Origin of the sequence: Streptomyces roseochromogenus subsp. oscitans DS 12.976 (genome assembly GCF_000497445.1) — a bacterium.
Lineage (GTDB): Bacteria > Actinomycetota > Actinomycetes > Streptomycetales > Streptomycetaceae > Streptomyces > Streptomyces oscitans.
The window spans coordinates 6,516,331-6,533,731 of record NZ_CM002285.1 but is presented as its reverse complement, the minus strand read 5'-3'; the positions used below and the strand labels follow the sequence as shown (position 1 = coordinate 6,533,731).

The window sequence follows — 17,401 nt, the reverse complement described above, 5'->3', positions numbered from 1 at the left end:
CGGGCCGCGCCCCGCGGGGTGGGGTGGGTGTACGGGGCGCGGCCCTGGTGGCGGCCGGTAGGGGGAAGTACGGCCGCCGGTCTGGTGTTCCGTCAGCCGCAAGCGAAGGAGCGGGTGACGGACTGGCGGCGGACGTGGAACGGGCCAGGCTGCTCGCCCCACGGGTCGGCGAGCGCGAACCGCACCTCCGCCAGGCCGAGCTGGTCGATCGCGCGGCAGATGCCGCACGGGCAAGGGGTGGCCAGCCACAGGCCGTGCAGGTCCGTGATCGACCCGTGGTAGACGACCAGGTCGCCGGGCTCGATCAGGTCGAGCGAGCGGATCAGCGTGTCCGACATGACTCCCCCTCGGGTGATTGAGTGGTCAGCTGACCGCTAGCCGGTCAACTTGGCCTCACAACAACCATATTACGAGTATTCACGAGTCACCACAAGTGAATTCTCGTGATTTCTTTTACACGAGGGCTCGGCGTGCACGCGCCGATCACGAAGCGGTGCTCACACGCGTGGCTGCCAACCAGGCGTCCACCACGGCCTTCGGCACCCGGCCGAGGGGCGGGCAGGGAATGCTGTTCTCGCGGGCCCAGGCGCGAACGGTCGCGGCCTCGTAGCTGGGCGAAGCGCGGCGCTTCTTCGGCTTCACCGGCATCAGCTCTTCCTTACGGGCGAGCAACTCCGCGAGGCGCTGCTTCAGTTGCTCGGCCTCCGTGGTGATGGCCGTCAGCTCCTGGTCGGTGTCGTACCGCTTGCGCAGGCTGGCCAGTGCTACGCGGGCACGGGCGGCCTGGTCACGCACGTCGCGGTCGGGCTGCTCGTCGGCCCACTTGAGGAGCCGGCCGACGGGCAGGGGCTCGGTCGTTGCGGTCATGTGCTCGGGGCTTTCGTCGGAGAGGTGCAGGCGGTTCTCACGGGCTGCTTCGGGGCCGCCCTGCTGGTCGATCTCATCGAGAAGGCGGCGCAGGGCGGCGATAGTCACGGCTGAATCAGCTCCAACCGCCGGCGGCCGCCCCGTGTGATGACGATGGCCGTCTGCTGGTAGCGCTCGGTGCGGTGCTGGCAGTCGCATGGCGTCCCGGGGCTGGGTTGCGCGTCGCAGTGCTCGTCGCGGCCGAGCTGCTGGTCTGCTGCGTGGGCGCAGCGGGCGCAGATCACGCGCTCAGACCTCCATCTCATGCGGGAGGCGGCAGTGCGTCTCCAGTTCCACGAGTTGCGCCGAGCCGCCCGCTTGCCGCTCGTCGAGGACGTCGCGCAGCTCGGCGCCAGCGGCTCGCACGAGGAACATGGCCGAGCCGTGCGCGGCCTCCCAGCGGTCCGCCAACTGGTAGGCGCGGCCGGCAGCCGCCCGTGCGCCGCTCTCGGTGTCCTCGGCCCACACGACGCGGGTGGCGCCAGCGTGACCGTGCACGGACAACATCACCTCCAAGCTGTCACAGACAGCCGTGGAGGGCCGCGCGCGCCAGCGGAGGACGACGGAGCCGTCCGCCCACTGGACGCCGTCGGCAACGTCGCCGGGGCCGGAGACGCCGGTGATGTCCCGGTCGCGGCGGAGGACGAAAAGGCGGGGTATCGGTGCGGTCATCGGTTCCTTTTCGGGTGGTTGGTGGTGCCGAGTGCGTCGATGGCCCGGCAGGCGGCGAGGTCGCGGCGGCGCGCACGGCGGGCCTCGTGTAGGTCACGAGGCGTCCAATGGCCAGACGGAGGCCGCAGAGCAGCCCCGAGGGTGCACATTCCGGCGACGCCGGACAGGCCGCCGATCACGGCGACAATGAAGACCTGGCCGGAGGTCATTGCCGCCTCCGCTCTCGGCGGGCGGTGTAGATGGCGTGGACCGAGGCGCCGGCGAACATGGCGCCGGAAGCGAAGAACGCGAAAGCCCAGAGGGTGAGTTCGCGGTAGGCGGCGTCGGCGCCGCCGATGAGGCAGGCCAGGGCGAGCAGGGCGCAGAACCAGCGGTCGGGCAGGCCGAAGCCGAGCCCGATGACGGCGAGTACGCCGACCGCGATAGCGAGGATGCTGAGCGTGGACACAGGGGCCTTTCAGGGAGTAGGAGTGGTCGGGTCGGCAGCCGGGCCGAAGATCGCGTCGAACGCGGCGTCGGCTCGCCGGTCCGCCTCACGGATCCGCCGGTCCTCAAGGTGGGCGCCCGCCACGCACCCCGGCATGCTGCAACCCGCCTGTACCCGGCCGTCGGGCGTACGCCCGTGGTGAAGGGCGAACGCGACCCTGCCAGCCGTGATCCGTTCTTGGCGGTAACAGACGTACGGACTGCCCGAACTCGTGTAGCCGGTCCAGCGCAGGTGACCGCCCTCGACCAGTTCGGTGTTCGCATGGAACGCCTCTTCCAGCGAGGCGTGGGTGTCGGGACGGCCGGACCGCGCTGGCGGCAGGTCAAGGTCCGCGCGGACTCGCTGGACTGTGGCCGGTGCGACTCCCAGCTGGCGAGCGATCTGGACATGAGGGGTGTCCTCGCGCAGCAGCTTCTCAATGGTCCTGCGCTGATCCTCCCGAGTGGTGGCGGTCCTCGCCTTCATGGCGGCCGGATTCCGCCTCCATTCGCGCTTGCAGGCCTCGCAGTACGCGGTGCCATTGAGGTCGAACCGGCCGTGCTCGGTCTGATCGTGGCCATGGACGCACGTGGCTGGGGCGTCGCCGAGTCCCTGACGGGCGCGACGTTCACGCCGGGTCTGCTGGCGTCCGGGTTCGTCGTCAACGTGCTCGGGGGCAACGCAGTGTCGTACACCGCACTCGGGCTGGACCCGGCCCTGCGGCTGCCTCCCGTGCTGGAGGGTGAACGCGATCCCGGCCGGGCTGAACGAGCGGTCCTTGTAGCGCATGACGGGCGTGCCGGCCGCTCCCACGCGCTCGCCGAGCCACTCCAGGTGGCCGTCTTCCAGCGGTCGGGTCAGGCTGCGCCACTTCTGTTCCCGGGTGAGCGGCTGCTGGACGACATTCGGCAGCTCCAGCTCGCGCCGGATGTCGGCGACGCGGTGGCGATCGCAGCCAAGCGCGCGGGCGATGGCCGTGTTGGACAACCCCTCGCCGAGCATGGCCACGATGTCCGCGCGCGGCACACCGGGGCTCATGACGCCGCCTTGAGTGGCGGGTTGGCAGCGTGCCAGACGCGGCTCGCCCGGTCTCGCATGACCTTGCCGCTCCAGCACTTGGCGTCGATCGGCTCGTCCAGCCACAGGTGCCGCAGCAGAGCCAAGTGGGTACCGCAGCGCTCGGTGCCGTCGAAGACCAGCAGCGGGGCGTCGTCCGCGCGGTGGGCGGCGTCGGCGTCGAGGCGGTGACGCTCGGCGTAGGTGAGGCCGGCCACGACGCCGTCGCGCTGGTCGCGGTGCAGGCCGCTCTCCAGCGTCTTCACCCGAGCCAGGCACGTCGAGCGCACGGGGCAGCGCGCGATGCAGATCGTGCGCGCCTCGTGCTCCCGGTCTTCGTCCGAGAACAGGTCGGGGTCCTCGTTACGGCAGGCCATGCGCTCCATCCAGTCGAGGCGGCGGCCCGCAGTGTCGGGAACGGATCCGGTGTAGCTCATGGCTCACTCCGCAGGCTTCCGGCTGCCCTTGGGGGCCTTGCGGATGGTGACGGTGCGGTCGCGGCGGCGGACGGCGTCGGCGAGGTGATCGGAGACTCGCAGCCGGACGACCTGGTGCGCGGGCGCGGTGAACATCTCACCGGTCTGCGGGTTGCGGCGCTTGGTCCGCTGGACGCGGTGCGAGACGAACGTGACGAAGTTGGTGATTGCCACGTCGTGGCCGGAGGCGTTGGCGCGGGCGATCACGTCGAAGGTGGTCATCACCGTCTCGCGTACGGCGGCGGGGGTGGTGCCGAGTTCGGCAGCCACGACCTGGATCAACCGGGTAGTGCTCAGGCGGTCGTTGATGACGTGCTTCTTCAAGGGAGGCTCCAGAGAGTGAAGGCGGTGACCGGGGTCAGCCGCAGATGCAGTGGACTCGCTTGCAGCGATGGCAGACGGGGACGTCGTTCATGGGATGGATCTCCTTGCCGGGGTGGTGCCGCCCGCCGCCGGGCCGGTGTCACCGGCAGCGGGCGGAGTCTCAAGGTCAGGCGCCGGCCTGCTCCTTCGTGAGCGAGACCCGGGGCTGGCTGCCCACCGGCTGCGTGGGCTCGAAGCGCGCGCCGCCGGTGTGCTCACGCAGCGCGCGGTAGGCGCCTTCGTTCGCGGCCTGGAGGCCAGCGAGGCGCTGCTCCAGACGCCGACTGCGGTCCCTCTCCGCGGCGAGCTGGGCGCGGAGCCGGTTGGTCTGGGCGTCGCTGAGGCGGGTGCGCCAGCGGCGGATGAAGGCCGGGGCAGTCATTCCGAGCCCCCGGAAGCCTTCGGGCCGGACTGGTCGAGGCGACGCGAGAAGGTGTCGAAGGACTCGGTCAGGCCGCCCTCGATGGACGCACGGAAGTCTCGGGCGGTGCACTCTGCGCGGCGAGCGGCGAGGCGCTTCTTGATCCGCGTGTAAGCCACGTCGACGAGCACGGCAATGGCGACGGCCACCGCCAGGCCGACGAGCGTCCACGCGATGACGGCGACGGTTCCGTGGACCGGCGTCGCGGCGAGCGCCCCGGCGAGCGTGCCGAGCGATCCACCGATGAAGAAGCAGCTGGTCATCGCAGCGACCAGCAGATGGGGGTACCTCATGGCTCGTTACCTCGCAGGCACTCGGGGAGCCGCACGATGTGCTCGTGCAGGGTCCCGGTCTCGACGTCGTAGTCCTGGGCGGTGGCCCAGTTGGCGCGCGGGAACGCGTCCCTCAGCAGCAGAGCGATCGTGTGGTGCTGGTGGCCCTCGGTCAGGGGCACTTCGTGGTGACCGAAGGGCGGCTGACGGTCGACGGTGAGCACCATCGCGCACCAGCGATAGCCGTCCTCCCACCGCACGCGGGTGATCCTGACCTCGGCGACGGCGCGGCCGGTGATGCGCCGCAGCGAGTCCCGCAGGGCGAGCCGCGCGGTCTCTTGGGCGGTGTGCTCGGGCGCCGTCTCAGTGTTCATGCGGCGCCGTCCGCGTGGAAGCAGGAGCGGACGTCGAACTGGAGCTGCTCGTAGTTGGCGACGGTTCGCGGCGACCAGCGGTGCTCGGGACCGTGAACGTCGCGGAACCATGCGTCACACGTGGCGAGCAGCAGTTGCTCGCGGTCCCGGTCGCGGGCGGCCGGGCCGCCGTCGGCCGGAGTGACCTCGGTCGGGTGGTCGGCGGCCAGCCGCTGGAGAGCGCGCTCAAGTGCCGGAGACTCCAGGGCGTACCGGTCAGGGTCGTCCAGGGGAAGGCTGTCGTGCAGCCGCTGGAACGTGGCCGCCTGGACGCGGTGGGAGTGCTTGAGGGTGAAGCCGGCCCACCAAGTACGCAGGCCGGTCAGCGGGCGGGTCTGTGCTGCGCCATTGGCTGGTGCGGCGATGTGCGTCGTCGCGGTCATCGCCGTCTCCTCTCGGATCAAATGGTGCTGTCGGTTTGGGTGTTGAGGGCCGCGCGAACAGCGGCAGCGCCTCGGTGTGCTGTCTCGGGCCCGGGAGAGTGCCGGCGCTGCCGCCAGGCCTCGGGCCGCGCGGCGAGCAGGTCGGGCGGCTCAGCGTCGGGATCCGCGATCAGCTGGGCGACGGCAACGACCAGGCGGCCGAAGCTCATGTCGTCGTGGAAGCGGACTTGGGCGAGGACGTCGCGGAGCCGGTCGACGGACCAGTCCGGTCGGGAGGCCTCCGCGAGCGCGAGCAGCTGCGCGGTGGCCGGGCGTGGCACGTCGCTCATCGCAGGCTCCTCAGCAGGTCGGCGGGCGGTCGGCAGGGGCGGCACAGGCGGTCGGGCAGTGGCTGGCGGGACGGGGCGCCGCAGGACTGGCACTCGGGCCAGCGGCCGGGCGGCCGGGGGTACGTGGGCCGTCTCGGGCCGGGCGGCCCGGAGGGCGGTCTGTGCCCGTCGGCCGCGCGCAGGTCGGCGCAGACCTCGCAGGCGGCGCCGGTGCGCCAGATCCGCCCGGACTCGCAGTCGACGAGCCCGCAGCCGTGCCGGACGACGGCCGCGCCAAGCAGCCACCGGCCCGGGTCGCGGATGTCCTGCGTCGACAGGACCCGGAACTCCAGGCGTGCGCGGAGCCGTTCGGGCTCCTGGCCCTCGTCGAGCTGGCGGCCGATCTCCCGGGCCAGCCGCCGCACGACGTACGGCGACAGGCCGGACACGAGCGCCTTCACCGGTTCGAGGACTCGCCAGATCCGCGGAGCGAGAGCCAGCTGCGGCCCCGCGTACGGGCGCCGGAACGCGGGCGGCAGCGACGGGTTTTCCACAGCCCCTCGCGCTACTACCTGCTCTCGCCTACGGCGGATAGCAGAAGCATCGGGGGGCGGATCATCGGGTGAGTCAGTCAGGTGGTGTTCCTTAGACGCGAGGGAACCATCACCAAGATCCGCACCCGATCCGTCATCAAGATCCGCAGTCAAAGCCGCCTGCACCGGTTCGTCGTGCACGGTGTAGAGGTGGCGGCCGCGGTACCCGGCGCGCCGGTCCACGCTGATCCAGCCCAGGGCTTCCAGGGCCCGAAGGATGCGGCGGATGGAACGCGGGTCGAGGGGTTCGCCGGCCTTCTTCCCGGACCGGTGCCGCAGGACCCTGCCGAGGTCGGCGAGGGTGATGTGGTGGCCGGTGGCAGTGGCGTAGGAGAGAGCGGCGTACGCGCGCAGCTGCCGGGGGCTCAGGGCCTCGGCGGCCCGGGTCGGCACCCATGCGCCGTGCTCGGCTCGGCCGACGACGCGCACGCGCCGTACGGCCGTCGTGCCGGTGCCGCCGGGCAGGGTGCGCCGGTAGCTGGTGACCTCGGCTATGTCGTCGTCCGGGGCCGGGCGCATCAGCTGGGTCAGGGCGCGCTCGACGGTGGACTGGGAGATGCCCAGCAGCGCCGCGAGGTAGGTGACCCCGGCCTCGCAGCCGGTCTCGCGCCGCTCCAGGGCGGCGATCTTCGTGTACACGGACACGGCGGCGTCGCTGTAGAAGCCGACGACGACGCGCAGCGGCACACGGACGCGCTGAGGCACGGGGGTCACCTCCCTTCGAGGTGCGGCGGAGCGGGGTCAGCCAGGGATCAGGCGTCGCTGTCGTGGTCGCGGGCGGTGTTGAGGACGGCGGTGAGGCCGTCGGCGAGGGCCTGCATCTCGTGCCGCACCTCGGTGACCGTGAGGTCGGGGCCATGCAGGATCCGCCGGGCGTACTCGCGCCAGTGCTCCAGGCCGGCGCGCAGACGGGCGGTCTCGATGAAGGCGAGCATTCCTCCGGTGAGCCGCAGGGTGCTGTCGGACAGCTCCAGTTGGCCGTCGTCGTCGAACGTGCCGTGTGCGGTGCGCTGGAGGTGGAGGAAGCGCAGTGCCTCCCTGACTGCGTCCTCCTGCTCCTTGGTCGGCAGCTCCAGGTGCGTGATGCGCACCTTGACGGAGGCCTCTTTCTCCGTGCCCGGGGCGGGCTCGGTCCGCTCGATGTGAGCAAACTCGCCGAGGAACAGCCGCCGGGCACCGGGCTGGTCGTACACCGGCCGCACGTGCGGCTCCAGCGCCTCCTGGGCCGACGCGCTGACCTTGGCGTCGAACTTCATCTGTGTCACGAGGGGTTGCCCTTCGGGACGGGCCAGGTGGCCTTGATGAGCCGGTCGCGCTGGGCGGCGGGCAGGGAGAACTCAGGGCGGCCGAGCCAGTCCAGGCCCGCCATGCGAAGCCACCAGGCGTCGCACTCGTTGTCGTCGCCGAACTCCAGGCCCGCGCGTTTCAGAGCCGCGATCGCCATGGCCGTCTTGTCGGCGTTGCCCTTGCCGGTCGCGTAGGCCTTGAGGGTCGCCGGGGATACGGCGGCGTACGGCACCCGCAGGTCCAACAGCAGCGTGCGCACGGTGCCGTGGACGAAGCCGACGGCCTTCGCGGCGTTGGCCTGGAGCCGCGCGGGCATGTCCTCGATCACGGCCAACTCGGAGCCGTCCACCATGTACGCCAGGGCATCGCGGAGGCCGATCAGGCGTTGGTCGCCAGTTCCCTTGAGCTTCACCGTGACCGTCGTGCCGTCCCACAGGGCCACGCCGGTCGCGGTCATGGACAGGTCGAGACCGACCACCCGGTGCCCGCTCACAGCTGCACGCCGCCGTTCGCACGCCGGTCCAGGTCGTCAGCGGCCGTCTGGAACACCCCGGCCAGCGTGGTGCCGTGCAGCCCGTGCAGTTCGGCAAGGACTCCACCGACCCCGCCGGCGGCCAGCAGCACGGTGGCGATGTCGTCGAGAGACACGTCGACGACGGCGGCGATCTCCTCGGCCACGTGATGTGCCGCGTGCTCGATCCACTGGGTCTTCGAGTCGTGCCGGTGGCGGCGCCGGTTCTCCCGGACCGCGTCGAGCATGCCCTGTCGGCTGTACTGCTCGCGGGTGACGGTGCGGATGCCGCGCCGGGTGAAGTCGCGGACGACGGCCTCTCGGCGTTCGTCGGGGGTCATGCCTGCTCACCGGCCTCGCTGTTGTCCTGGGCGGCGGAGCCGGGCTGGGCCGTCTTCGGCCAGGCCGCCGACGGCTGCTCGCTGGTGTCGGGCTGTTCGTCGCGCGCGATCACGGTGCCCCGGATCACGGGCGGCGCAGACTGCGTGTCGTCCAGGTCGTCGTCGGTCTGGATCAGCTCGGTCAGTTCGGTGGACGTCGGCACGACCTTGACGAGCCGACGCACGCAGGACTTGGCCCACATGGCGTCGAAGTCGGTGTGCCAGGCGGAGTCGCGGGTGTTCTTCCGCTCGGCGTTCTTGAAGGCCTTCGAGTACTTGTCCCGGATCTGGGTCGCCTGCTGCCGGTTGAGGATGATCACCTGGGAGCGGCGGCCGTCGATCCACGCGAACGCCCAAGCCAAGATGACCGGGCCTCGCTCTTCGTCGGTGAGGTCGATGCGCGGCTTGTGGAAGAAGTCGCGGGGGCTCGGCTCGGTGGGCGTGTAGTCCCACTGGTCCTTCTCCCGGATCCAGCCGAAGTGCACCGAGTCGATGCGCGGATGCCGGTACATCAGCTCGATGTAGCCCTCGTACATCGGCTGGAAGGTCGCGGTGTCCCCGTACGGGGTGATCGCGGCCTGCCGCCCGTCGGGCTCCAGCCCGAACCGGGCGCACGCGAGCAGCGACGTGTGAATGCTCGCCGGGGTGCACTTCGTCAGGTTCGGCATCACGGCCTGGGCGACGGCCATGAAGTGCGCCTGGTCAATGTGCCGGGGCAGCGCGTCGGTGAAGTACGTCGTCCGGCGCTGGAGCCACTGCCGCGCGGTGTCGCCGACGGCGAGATCGGTGACCGGCTGCTGCTCCGGCTGCTGGTCGTCCGCGCCGCTGGTGGCCTGCTTCACACGGTCCTTGAGGTCGGCCATGGTCATCCTTCCGAGGGCACGCGCAGCACGCGGGCCCGGTACTTGCGATACGTCTCGGGGTGCTCCTGGGCGAGCCGCTCGGTGTCGACGGCCAGGACCAGGCGGGTGTATTCGGCGGCGAGCTGCGGCTCGGCGTCGCGGAACCGGGCGGAGGCGAACTGGCCGTTCTGCCGCCACGTGTAGGCCGGGCGGCCGCCGATCGTGGCGACCTCGGCGTCACCGGCGATCTGCCGCATCCGGTTCTCGATCTCGGTCAGCTCGTCGAAGCGGGTGCCGATCTGTTCCTTCAGCTCGCGGCGCCGCTGCTTCAGCAGCATCGTCTCGACCGGGTCGACCTCGACCGTGGCCTCTTCGCGGGCGACCCACATACGGGCCAGCAGCTCTGCGGTGGCCTCGGTGCCGTCCGGCTTCGGCGGTAGGCCGGCCATCACGTGGTCGTGCCAGAACCGGTCAACGGCGTTGGCGAGCATCTGGCACAGCTCGTCGTCGCGCTCAAGCCGCCACCACTCCAGGTCGTCATCGATGAGCCCGGCGACGTAGGCGTACCGGTAGCCGGTGACGGTCAGGTACCAGTGCGCCTGGATGGCGGGCCGGTCGGGGGCCTGGTCGCCGTGCCAGCCCTCGATCCGGGCGGAGCGCCAGGTGCGGGTCTTGCACTCCAGGACGCCCAGTTCGTCGCGCGCCTGGCCGTCGGGGGCGACGGTGAGCCGGTCCGGGTTGGCGACCCAGTGCGGGTGGTCGATGTGCTGGAGGGTGCCCGGCGAGTCGAGCACGGTCAGGCCGGACTCCTCGGCGAAGAACTCCGCCACGAGGGACTCCAGGCGGTGGCCGCGTCGGGCGGACCGCTCCAGTCGGACGTCACGCCGTTCGGGCGCCTGTCCGGTCTTCTCCAGCCACACGTGCAGCGGTCCGCGGTGGGCGTCCATGCCGAGGATGGCGGCCACGTCCGACCCGCCGATGCCGCCCTGCCGGGCAGCGCGCCAGACGTCCTCGGGGGCACCGGCAGGCAGCAGCAGGCGAGCGGTGGGGGTGACCGGGCCGGTCAGGGTCCCGCTCGAAGCAGGCGGGGTCTCAGGGGTAGAACGGAGCGTCCCCTCTCCTGCCTTGGCTCCCGCAGCGGCGTCGCGCGGACCGTCGGCGGGTGACGTTGACTTCGAGCGGGAGGTCTTCACGACAGCCTCACCGGCCGCAGCGTGAGCGACGGGGCGGGCGCCGTCCGGACGTGCTCGGCGACCTCGCGCATCGACTCAGCCCAGCTGGGCGACAGCTCGCGCGGGGTCTGCCCGGCGAGGGCCTTGAGGACGTCGCCGTGCACGGTGTCGAGGTGGTGTACGGGCTGCGGCAGCGGTTCGATCTCCAGCAAGCCCCGAGGCGTGTTGTCCGGGTTCCAGCCGGTGAGGACGATCGTCCCGGCGTACGGCTGCACGGCGGCACCGAGGGAGGCGAGCACGCACGATCCGATGACGTTGCGCGGGTACCGCTCCGGGAGGAGCAAGCCAACGTCGTTGACCCAGCCGGTGACCGCCAAGCCGCGCAGGCTGACGCGCGCCTTGTTCTCGGGTCCGACGAGCGCGTGCCAGTCGGGCTCGTCGTCGTGGTGGGCGAGTTCGCCGTCGGGGGTGATGGTGGCGTAGCGCATCAGCGGCCGCCGATCCGGGACTTGTTGCCGGGCCGGTTAGCGACCGGAGCGGTGCCGCGCCGGATGCTCGCGACCGGCACCCAGACGCCCCAGGTCAGCTCGGCTTCGTTCTCCCAGTGCGCGAACACCATCGGCTCGCGCCACTCGCCGGTCAGGCAGACGGCGGCCGGCTTGCCGTTGAAGAGGCCGGGGACGTGCTCGGCCTGGTCGAGGGTGACGGTGCCCTGTCGGCCGCAGGCGTGGACGACGCGGAGGCCGACGGGGTACTGCTCGGCCAGGGAGATCAGCTGGGCACGCACCTGCTCCCAGACCGGGTCTTCTTCGGGCACGACTGTGCCCCGGTAGTCGAGCGTGTGGGCGCTCACGATGCTTGCCTTTCGATGGTGGTGGGGGTGCCGGTGAAGCGGGCTCGGACGCCATGGACGCCGTCGCTGGTGAAGGCCTCGGCCTCCCACTTACCGGCCGGGCGGAAGGCCACGAAGGCACCGGTGCGCAGCCGGTAGGCGCTCTGCCGGGCTGTCGCGCCGCTGTCGTAGACGGCGACCGTGCCCCACTCGCCGGGCGTCTGCCGCAGCACTGCCGCGCGTTCCCGGTAGGTGTTGCGGGCTACGACGGTCGACATGCGGCGCTGGTGCCTGGGGAGGTGGAGCACGCCGTCCGGGATCCAGCCGTTCACGAGACAGACGGCGACCGCCGACGGCGTCGACCTCACGCTGAGCCGCCGCATGATGGCCTGCCGGTGCTTGCGCACGGACTTGGGGTCGATGCCGATCTGCGGGCCGATCTGTTCGCAGGTCTCGCCGTTGGCGGTCCGGGCGAGGATCTCCAGCTGTCGGCGGGTCAGCGGGCACTCAGCATCGGGGTGCCACTCGGCGAGTGCCACAGGCGACTTGAGTCGGTCGATCTCGTCGAGCAGCAGCTGAATGGTCCGCGCGGCTGGGTGGTCCGGGTTGCGCTTCACGCTGGTGCGGATGCGGGCCAGGGCGAGCGGGCCGAGGGGCTCAGCAGTCACGACGGTCACCGTCCTTCGGCTGCTCCAGCTGGCGCACGCGGTGCTCCAGCGCTCGAATCTGGGCGCGCTGCCGGGACACCTCGCCGACGTAGCGGGGCAGTGCCTCTCGGGCGTGGCCGACGAACGCGATGACGGGCATCTGGTACTCGTCGGAGGCGGTCTCCAGGAAGGAGATGGGGCCCACCGCGTCCGGTGTGCCGTAGTCGTTGGGGATCGGATCCCACGGGCCCGCCGGGACGGCGGAGATGATCTGCTGCGTCTCCCGCAGGTACTCGTCGGTGAGCGGCTCAGGCATGGCGCCCGTCCTGCGCGTCAAGGGCGTCCAGGACCTGCCGCAGGGGCTCACAGACGCCGCCGAACTCGCGCGCCACCGTGAAGGAGTTGACGGTGGTCAGGTCGAGGGCGTTTGCCTGGTCGAGCGCCTGGCGTGCCATGGTGCGGGCGATGCCGAGCGGGGGAATGAACGTCGGCCGGGAGCCGAGCAGATCGGTGTGTGCGATGCTGGTCTGCATCGGGTCCACCTCAGTTCGCTTCAGGTGATGGATGGTGGGCCGAGGGCTCGCCGGGTGCACGGCGGGCCCTCAGTGCGTTCAGGCAGCTGCACGGGTGATCTGCGACGGTGCCGCGCACAGCGGAGTGACGGCCGGTTCCTCGATGGCGAGGAGCGTGCGCACGCGGTCAAGCAGGCGCGATGACGGCTCAGGTGCGGTGTTCGCGATCCGGCTGATGAAGTCGTCGACCGACTCGCCGGGCTGAATCGTCAGGACGCTCATCAGGCAGCGCTCATCGACGTCGAGGCGGCGGGCTCGGGGTGCAGCAGGTCACGGATCTCGCAGCCGAGGGCCTCGGCAATCGCCTTGAGGTTCTTGGGGCTGAACCCGGCGCGGCCGTTCTCGACGTCCGACAGGTGGCTCTTGCTGACCCCGGCCTTCTCAGCGAGGTCGGTCTGGCTCAGACCGGCCTCGATCCGCCGACGGCGGAAGGCTCTCGGGTCTTCGTTCATGTTGACGACCGTACGACCCGTCACCATTTTTCACAAGTGATTTCTCGTGGATTTGGATGAAGCGTGTGAAGGGGTGATGGACGCGCTCGCGTCAGCTGGCGAACGTCAATAAAGTTCGAGAAAGTACGAGTGACCGCGAGGGGGAATGAAGATGGATACAGAAGACAGCACCGGGCCGCCCCCCGAGGCGACCCTCATCCGCATCGCCCGGGAAGCACGCGGCTGGAGCCCCGAGCATGCAGCCGCCCGGATGACCACGAAGTACTCAGGCTCCAGCTGGCGACAAATGGAGGCCGGCTACCGCGGCCGGGACCGCAAGCCGGTGAAGGTGAAGGCGCCCGTCCTCGCCGCGATGGCCTTCACGGTCGGGGTGACCCCCGACCGCCTGGAAGAGGTCGGCCGCAAGGACGCCGCCGCCATCCTGCGCGAAGTGGAGCGCCAGGAGGCTCAGGTCTCAGCCCAGGGCGAGCAGCCCTCGGAGATGCCGCCAGCGCTTCGCGCGGCACCTCCGCACGTGCGACGGATGATCGACGCCGCACTTGAAGACGTGGACCCGGAGGACCGGGCCGACGTTCTCCGAGAGATGGCCGCCGACTACGAGACGGTCAGGAAACGGAGGACCTGGACAGCGAGGGATCCCCAACGTCCTCGCCATGCCGGATAGTTCGGCCACCGAACACACATAACGTTTCAGTCACGTTCCATGCATATATGCGTGACGGGGTGTGACTCCTGACGCACGATGCGAGTCCCGTGCATATGCCGCACCAGGCGTTGCACGGGACCCGACGCACACGCAACAGGGGATGCACATGACAGGAGTCATCGTCGCGGGTGCGCTCGGCGTCATCATCTATGGGGGTCTGTTCTTGCGGCGCCTGCTCGGAGAGATAACCGAGCTGAGGCGACAGATCACCTGGGTCGACCGGCAGATGCGCGCCCAGCGAGCCCGAGTGACATTTCTGAGACAACTGATCGCCGACGGCGACGAGTACGACGAAGAAGACGACAGCCAACCCCGACTCCAGGCGGCTGCCGTCAACGGCACCGCCCCTGGAGTATCTAACGGCCCACCAGGCGGCCAAGCGCCCGTCCGCCACAAGGGGCACCTCGACCTCTACATCGGGGGAGCCGTCGCCGCCCCGGCAACGCTCAGCCCGGCAGCATGCCGCGTCCTGCGGCAGAGCAGAACCTCTCTCACGTCCACCGCCGTGACAGCCGTCACTCTGGTGACCGCCCAGCCGTGGAGCAGCGACGCCACCGGTCAGCCACCGGCGCCGGCGCCAACCATCGCAGCGACTGCCACTCACATGCCATCGCCCGGCCCCTACCTGCTGACGCACGACGCCAGCCCGACCAGCGTTGCGGCCCAGTCGGCTCTGCCGCACACGATCGGAGAACGGAGTCCGGACGCGCCAGCACCGTCTGAGACCGCGCAGACGAGCCACAGTCCAGCGATTGCTGCCACGCATAGCCACCGAGGCGCCCCGCAAGGCGGCTGCCACATCCGCAGAAACGGTTCGGCCCCTCCGGGGCATACCGGCCGTGCCCTGCCGCCAAGGCACGCCTCGGGGCCCGGATCCCCCGACAGACCCCCTAGCAGGGGGGCACCCCTCAGCCGAGCCGCGTGACCTCCCGTCAGTCGACGCCGGACTCTTCCCGGTGCCAGGCGATCCGCTCGGCTACCGGGACGGAGTTCCTCTTGACCGGCGACGGCATGATGCGCACCTCGCCCAGCATGCCGGGCGTCAGAAGCGCCGCCGCGATGGCCCGCTGCTTCTCGACGCCAGTCTGCTGCCACCAGCGCACGACATCGGTGATGGGCTCGTCCGGCAGGAGCGCGGCGAGTGGTGCTGGCGTGGTGAGCTTGCTCAGCTTCGCCTCCACCTGGGCGACGCGCTGCTCGTACTCCTCGATGTCCTTGGTGCGTTCGATCCTGGCAAGGGCTGTCGCGGGCTTGGGCGCGTCCTTCAGCAGGCGCAGCTCCCTGTTGAGCTGTTCTAGTTCGGTGCGCATCCTCTTCGTCTTCGCGTCATCATCGGGGCGGTGGCGCAGCGCCGTGTGGCGGTCCGGGTTCGCCAGCCATGTCAGGATCACGCCGAGCTTCGGCGGAAGCCGCTCGCCGGTCTCCGGGTCGAAGCGGTCGAGCTCGCCGATGATGAGGTGGTCCGTGTCCTCCTTCGGGATCCACACGTGCCCGCACGGATGACCCTGGTAGCCGATCGCAGCCTTCTTGCCGTTCTTGTTGCGGGCCATGACCGCCATCGGACGGCGGCAGACCCCGCACCGCATGGTCATCGACAGCACGTGCCTGATGTGCTCCCCGGTGTACTTGCGGCGGGATGGGTCGGCGAGGATCTGCTGGACGCGATCGAACAGCGGACGGGAGATGATCGGCGTGTAGCCCTTCCACTGCTCGCGGACGATCGTGCCATTGTGCTTGCGCAGGCCCGCGTACGCGGGGCGAAGCAGCATCGAGCGCAGATTCTGCGGACTGAACGGGATCCCCGGAACGTGCTCGCCGTCGACGACACGGTCCCGGCTGACAATGCCTCGCTCCTCCCACTCCTTGGCGATGGCGTAGATCGTCTCCGGCAGCGGCTGGTCACCGGCCTTGGCGGGGCGCGAATACAGCAGCGGCACTTTCTCGTCGCCGAGCCGGTTGTCCTGAGCACCGGCCACCCGGACGAACAGTTCTGCCACGAGCGGCCCCTCGACCTCATGCGGGTGCTGGGCGACGGGGCGCGGCCGGCGATCGATGACCTCGTAGTCACGGGCGTACCCGAACGGCACCTGGCCCTGCGGACGGCCTTCGCGTGCAGCGGAGTTCAGCCCGCGAAGGGTCCGCTTGGACAGGCGGCGCGCCTCCCGTTCGGCATCAGCAATGCCGGTGATCAGCTCGTGCCGATCGTTGTAGTTCCGCGGGTTGTACGTCCGCTCGTGGCTGGTGATGTGGATCAGGTAGCCCTGCTCTTCGCACCGGTCGACGATCTCTACGCCGCGGCCGGTCTCGCGAGCGAGGCGGGAGATCTCCCAGAGCACCAGCACGTCCCCGGGCACCCCGAACTCGCCGGTGCCCAGGTCAGCCACGAGCCTCTCGAAGTCGTCGCGGCTCTTCCTGGCGAACTTCGATGCCGAGCCAGTGTCTTGGAAAGGCTCGCCCCAGGTCCAGGGCCCGTATTCCTGCTCTGCCTCCAGGTTGTCGGTGTGCTGGTCCCGGATGCTGCGCGCTGTGCGTCCCTTGCCCTTGGACACTCGCAGGTACTCGCGCGCTGTCCTGGTGACTGTCTGGTCCTGCGTGGCTTCAACTGCCATCAGTGAGGCCATGTTTCCCCTCCCGGCCGTCCGCCTTAGCGTTCTCAAAGAGTAAGGCAGATCCGTGATGGGCCACCTTCATTACGTCTACACCGGCCAGCTCGGCCGCCTCCGGTGACCGCACCAACGCCTGCTGGGCCGGCGGTTCGAGATCGCCCAGCAACAGCAGCCGCAGCCCGCCCGAGCGGACCAGCATCGCGACACTGGCGTCGTTCGGATCCTCCGGCACCGGCACCGGCGCAGGCACCGGGCCCGGCCATGCCGGGGCCTCAGGGTCCGAGGGCGGCATGGCGCCCGGCGGAGGCCACAGGACCCGCCAGGAGACCGGTCCGGTGCGCCGTTCCTCTCCCGCCACGGCCCGCGTGACCGGGATGTGCCGTGCCGCCGCCTCCCTTCTGACGAACGCGGCCTGGTCGGCGGGTTCCTCGAAGCCCGTGGTCTCGATCGCGGCCACCGAGCGGCCCCGTAGGACACCGGGCAGTCCCGCCACATGGTCGGCGTGGAAATGAGTCAGGACGAGGAGCGGGACACGCGTGATCCCCAGCTGTCGCAGACAGTGGTCGACCAGATCCGGATCGGGTCCCGCGTCCACGACCACCCCGGCTCCCGCGCCCGTCGCCAGTACGGTCGCGTCGCCCTGCCCGACATCGCACATCGCGAACCGCCAGCCCGGCGGCGGCCAGCCCGTGATCACCCGGGTCAGCGGCGCCGGCCGCACCACCACCAGCAGAAGCAGCACCCCGAGCAATCCGGACCACCACGGGTGCCGCGCCAGCCGCCGGCCGGCCAGGACGACAGCCACGGTGACCGCCGCGAGCGCCAGCGCCCCCGGCCAGCTGCCCGGCCATGCCACCCCCGCGCCGGGCAGCGCCGCCCCCGTCCGGGCCACTGCGGCGATCCACCCGGTCGGCCAACCCGCGCACCAGGCCAGCGCCTTGGCCAGGGTCATGGCCACCGGTGCCACCACGAGCGCCGCGAACCCCAGTACCGTGGCCGGTGCGACCGCCACCTCGGCCAGCAGGTTGCACGGCACCGCCACCAGGCTCACCCGCGCCGACAGCA

At 70.6% G+C, this 17,401-nt stretch carries 28 protein-coding genes; 1 reads left to right on the top strand and 27 read right to left on the bottom strand.

Annotated features, from left to right (window positions below; all coding sequences use genetic code 11):
• Positions 1-92: 92 nt before the first annotated feature.
• The 25 genes from M878_RS77965 to M878_RS77850 all read right to left on the bottom strand — a co-directional run bounded on the left by M878_RS77965 (position 93) and on the right by M878_RS77850 (position 13,024).
• Complete coding sequence (locus M878_RS77965; RefSeq protein ID WP_023550821.1) at positions 93-338, bottom strand: hypothetical protein; 246 nt, start codon at positions 336-338, stop codon at positions 93-95.
• A 145-nt stretch (positions 339-483) separates the two neighbouring features.
• The gene (locus M878_RS77960; RefSeq protein WP_023550820.1) at positions 484-975 is read right to left on the bottom strand and encodes an Lsr2 family DNA-binding protein; all 492 of its coding nucleotides are present in this window, start codon (positions 973-975) and stop codon (positions 484-486) included.
• 180 nt (positions 976-1,155) lie between these two features.
• The gene (locus M878_RS99005; RefSeq protein WP_023550818.1) at positions 1,156-1,578 is read right to left on the bottom strand and encodes a hypothetical protein; all 423 of its coding nucleotides are present in this window, start codon (positions 1,576-1,578) and stop codon (positions 1,156-1,158) included.
• Between the two features lie 205 nt (positions 1,579-1,783).
• Entirely contained in the window at positions 1,784-2,026 is a 243-nt protein-coding gene (locus M878_RS77950; RefSeq protein WP_023550817.1) for a hypothetical protein, read from the bottom strand.
• A 9-nt stretch (positions 2,027-2,035) separates the two neighbouring features.
• A complete protein-coding gene (locus tag M878_RS96735; protein WP_158692793.1) occupies positions 2,036-3,082 on the bottom strand; it encodes a helix-turn-helix domain-containing protein in 1,047 nt (348 codons plus the stop codon).
• Positions 3,079-3,537 (bottom strand): WhiB family transcriptional regulator, encoded by a 459-nt coding sequence (locus M878_RS77940; RefSeq protein ID WP_023550815.1) that lies wholly within the window; start codon positions 3,535-3,537, stop codon positions 3,079-3,081. The genes M878_RS96735 and M878_RS77940 overlap by 4 nt, the downstream gene beginning before the upstream one ends.
• Before the next feature lie 3 nt (positions 3,538-3,540).
• A complete protein-coding gene (locus tag M878_RS77935; protein WP_023550814.1) occupies positions 3,541-3,900 on the bottom strand; it encodes an HU family DNA-binding protein in 360 nt (119 codons plus the stop codon).
• A gap of 166 nt (positions 3,901-4,066) precedes the next feature.
• Positions 4,067-4,321 (bottom strand): hypothetical protein, encoded by a 255-nt coding sequence (locus M878_RS77930; protein WP_023550813.1) that lies wholly within the window; start codon positions 4,319-4,321, stop codon positions 4,067-4,069.
• Positions 4,318-4,653 carry a hypothetical protein gene (locus tag M878_RS77925; protein WP_023550812.1) on the bottom strand — a complete coding sequence of 112 codons (336 nt, stop codon included), beginning with the start codon at positions 4,651-4,653 and terminating at the stop codon, positions 4,318-4,320. The genes M878_RS77930 and M878_RS77925 overlap by 4 nt, the downstream gene beginning before the upstream one ends.
• Positions 4,650-5,006 (bottom strand): hypothetical protein, encoded by a 357-nt coding sequence (locus M878_RS77920; protein ID WP_023550811.1) that lies wholly within the window; start codon positions 5,004-5,006, stop codon positions 4,650-4,652. The genes M878_RS77925 and M878_RS77920 overlap by 4 nt, the downstream gene beginning before the upstream one ends.
• The gene (locus M878_RS77915) at positions 5,003-5,428 is read right to left on the bottom strand and encodes a hypothetical protein (protein ID WP_023550810.1); all 426 of its coding nucleotides are present in this window, start codon (positions 5,426-5,428) and stop codon (positions 5,003-5,005) included. The genes M878_RS77920 and M878_RS77915 overlap by 4 nt, the downstream gene beginning before the upstream one ends.
• Positions 5,429-5,445: 17 nt before the next feature.
• Positions 5,446-5,757 (bottom strand): hypothetical protein, encoded by a 312-nt coding sequence (locus tag M878_RS77910; protein ID WP_023550809.1) that lies wholly within the window; start codon positions 5,755-5,757, stop codon positions 5,446-5,448.
• Complete coding sequence (locus M878_RS77905; RefSeq protein ID WP_158692792.1) at positions 5,754-7,034, bottom strand: hypothetical protein; 1,281 nt, start codon at positions 7,032-7,034, stop codon at positions 5,754-5,756. Before M878_RS77905 ends, M878_RS77910 begins: the two co-directional genes overlap by 4 nt.
• A 47-nt stretch (positions 7,035-7,081) precedes the next feature.
• On the bottom strand, positions 7,082-7,594 hold the full coding sequence (locus tag M878_RS77900) for a hypothetical protein (protein ID WP_158692791.1): 513 nt from the start codon (positions 7,592-7,594) through the stop codon (positions 7,082-7,084).
• On the bottom strand, positions 7,591-8,109 hold the full coding sequence (locus M878_RS77895) for a hypothetical protein (RefSeq protein WP_023550806.1): 519 nt from the start codon (positions 8,107-8,109) through the stop codon (positions 7,591-7,593). Before M878_RS77895 ends, M878_RS77900 begins: the two co-directional genes overlap by 4 nt.
• Positions 8,106-8,468 (bottom strand): hypothetical protein, encoded by a 363-nt coding sequence (locus M878_RS77890; RefSeq protein ID WP_023550805.1) that lies wholly within the window; start codon positions 8,466-8,468, stop codon positions 8,106-8,108. Before M878_RS77890 ends, M878_RS77895 begins: the two co-directional genes overlap by 4 nt.
• On the bottom strand, positions 8,465-9,376 hold the full coding sequence (locus M878_RS49155) for a RecT family recombinase (RefSeq protein ID WP_078630421.1): 912 nt from the start codon (positions 9,374-9,376) through the stop codon (positions 8,465-8,467). Before M878_RS49155 ends, M878_RS77890 begins: the two co-directional genes overlap by 4 nt.
• A complete protein-coding gene (locus tag M878_RS77885) occupies positions 9,373-10,542 on the bottom strand; it encodes a YqaJ viral recombinase family nuclease (protein ID WP_023550803.1) in 1,170 nt (389 codons plus the stop codon). Before M878_RS77885 ends, M878_RS49155 begins: the two co-directional genes overlap by 4 nt.
• Positions 10,539-11,009 carry a hypothetical protein gene (locus M878_RS77880; RefSeq protein WP_023550802.1) on the bottom strand — a complete coding sequence of 157 codons (471 nt, stop codon included), beginning with the start codon at positions 11,007-11,009 and terminating at the stop codon, positions 10,539-10,541. The genes M878_RS77885 and M878_RS77880 overlap by 4 nt, the downstream gene beginning before the upstream one ends.
• Positions 11,009-11,374, bottom strand: coding sequence for a hypothetical protein (locus M878_RS77875; protein WP_023550801.1), 366 nt, complete (start codon positions 11,372-11,374; stop codon positions 11,009-11,011). The genes M878_RS77880 and M878_RS77875 overlap by 1 nt, the downstream gene beginning before the upstream one ends.
• Positions 11,371-12,021 (bottom strand): response regulator transcription factor, encoded by a 651-nt coding sequence (locus tag M878_RS77870; protein WP_158692790.1) that lies wholly within the window; start codon positions 12,019-12,021, stop codon positions 11,371-11,373. Before M878_RS77870 ends, M878_RS77875 begins: the two co-directional genes overlap by 4 nt.
• Complete coding sequence (locus M878_RS97780) at positions 12,011-12,316, bottom strand: hypothetical protein (RefSeq protein WP_023550799.1); 306 nt, start codon at positions 12,314-12,316, stop codon at positions 12,011-12,013. Before M878_RS97780 ends, M878_RS77870 begins: the two co-directional genes overlap by 11 nt.
• Positions 12,309-12,533, bottom strand: a complete 225-nt coding sequence (locus M878_RS77860; protein ID WP_158692789.1) for a hypothetical protein — start codon at positions 12,531-12,533, stop codon at positions 12,309-12,311. The genes M878_RS97780 and M878_RS77860 overlap by 8 nt, the downstream gene beginning before the upstream one ends.
• A 78-nt stretch (positions 12,534-12,611) precedes the next feature.
• Positions 12,612-12,794: a hypothetical protein gene (locus tag M878_RS77855; RefSeq protein WP_023550797.1), complete on the bottom strand. Its 183-nt coding sequence runs from the start codon at positions 12,792-12,794 to the stop codon at positions 12,612-12,614.
• The gene (locus M878_RS77850; RefSeq protein ID WP_037730917.1) at positions 12,794-13,024 is read right to left on the bottom strand and encodes a helix-turn-helix domain-containing protein; all 231 of its coding nucleotides are present in this window, start codon (positions 13,022-13,024) and stop codon (positions 12,794-12,796) included. The genes M878_RS77855 and M878_RS77850 overlap by 1 nt, the downstream gene beginning before the upstream one ends.
• A gap of 151 nt (positions 13,025-13,175) precedes the next feature.
• Here M878_RS77850 and M878_RS92475 point away from each other — a divergent pair, with 151 nt between their 5' ends.
• Positions 13,176-13,688 (top strand): helix-turn-helix domain-containing protein, encoded by a 513-nt coding sequence (locus M878_RS92475; RefSeq protein ID WP_158692788.1) that lies wholly within the window; start codon positions 13,176-13,178, stop codon positions 13,686-13,688.
• A gap of 974 nt (positions 13,689-14,662) precedes the next feature.
• Here M878_RS92475 and M878_RS77840 read toward each other — a convergent pair.
• Positions 14,663-16,351, bottom strand: a complete 1,689-nt coding sequence (locus tag M878_RS77840) for a recombinase family protein (protein WP_078630419.1) — start codon at positions 16,349-16,351, stop codon at positions 14,663-14,665.
• Positions 16,329-17,401 (bottom strand): ComEC/Rec2 family competence protein (locus M878_RS77835; RefSeq protein WP_023550793.1); only part of this gene is annotated, 1,073 nt, incomplete at its 5' end. The genes M878_RS77835 and M878_RS77840, both read right to left, overlap by 23 nt.

What these genes read in the sequence shown, in the direction of transcription:
- M878_RS77965 (WP_023550821.1), bottom strand. Translation starts at nt 338, where the DNA reads ATGTCGGACACGCTGATCCGCTCGCTCGACCTGATCGAGCCCGGCGAC.
- M878_RS92475 (WP_158692788.1), top strand. Translation starts at nt 13,176, where the DNA reads ATGGATACAGAAGACAGCACCGGGCCGCCCCCCGAGGCGACCCTCATC.
- M878_RS77925 (WP_023550812.1), bottom strand. Translation starts at nt 4,653, where the DNA reads ATGAGGTACCCCCATCTGCTGGTCGCTGCGATGACCAGCTGCTTCTTC.
- M878_RS77850 (WP_037730917.1), bottom strand. Translation starts at nt 13,024, where the DNA reads ATGAACGAAGACCCGAGAGCCTTCCGCCGTCGGCGGATCGAGGCCGGT.
- M878_RS99005 (WP_023550818.1), bottom strand. Translation starts at nt 1,578, where the DNA reads ATGACCGCACCGATACCCCGCCTTTTCGTCCTCCGCCGCGACCGGGAC.
- M878_RS77930 (WP_023550813.1), bottom strand. Translation starts at nt 4,321, where the DNA reads ATGACTGCCCCGGCCTTCATCCGCCGCTGGCGCACCCGCCTCAGCGAC.
- M878_RS77855 (WP_023550797.1), bottom strand. Translation starts at nt 12,794, where the DNA reads ATGAGCGTCCTGACGATTCAGCCCGGCGAGTCGGTCGACGACTTCATC.
- M878_RS96735 (WP_158692793.1), bottom strand. Translation starts at nt 3,082, where the DNA reads ATGAGCCCCGGTGTGCCGCGCGCGGACATCGTGGCCATGCTCGGCGAG.
- M878_RS77915 (WP_023550810.1), bottom strand. Translation starts at nt 5,428, where the DNA reads ATGACCGCGACGACGCACATCGCCGCACCAGCCAATGGCGCAGCACAG.
- M878_RS49155 (WP_078630421.1), bottom strand. Translation starts at nt 9,376, where the DNA reads ATGACCATGGCCGACCTCAAGGACCGTGTGAAGCAGGCCACCAGCGGC.
- M878_RS97780 (WP_023550799.1), bottom strand. Translation starts at nt 12,316, where the DNA reads ATGCCTGAGCCGCTCACCGACGAGTACCTGCGGGAGACGCAGCAGATC.
- M878_RS77910 (WP_023550809.1), bottom strand. Translation starts at nt 5,757, where the DNA reads ATGAGCGACGTGCCACGCCCGGCCACCGCGCAGCTGCTCGCGCTCGCG.
- M878_RS77880 (WP_023550802.1), bottom strand. Translation starts at nt 11,009, where the DNA reads ATGCGCTACGCCACCATCACCCCCGACGGCGAACTCGCCCACCACGAC.
- M878_RS77890 (WP_023550805.1), bottom strand. Translation starts at nt 8,468, where the DNA reads ATGACCCCCGACGAACGCCGAGAGGCCGTCGTCCGCGACTTCACCCGG.
- M878_RS77920 (WP_023550811.1), bottom strand. Translation starts at nt 5,006, where the DNA reads ATGAACACTGAGACGGCGCCCGAGCACACCGCCCAAGAGACCGCGCGG.
- M878_RS77940 (WP_023550815.1), bottom strand. Translation starts at nt 3,537, where the DNA reads ATGAGCTACACCGGATCCGTTCCCGACACTGCGGGCCGCCGCCTCGAC.
- M878_RS77840 (WP_078630419.1), bottom strand. Translation starts at nt 16,351, where the DNA reads ATGGCCTCACTGATGGCAGTTGAAGCCACGCAGGACCAGACAGTCACC.
- M878_RS77860 (WP_158692789.1), bottom strand. Translation starts at nt 12,533, where the DNA reads ATGCAGACCAGCATCGCACACACCGATCTGCTCGGCTCCCGGCCGACG.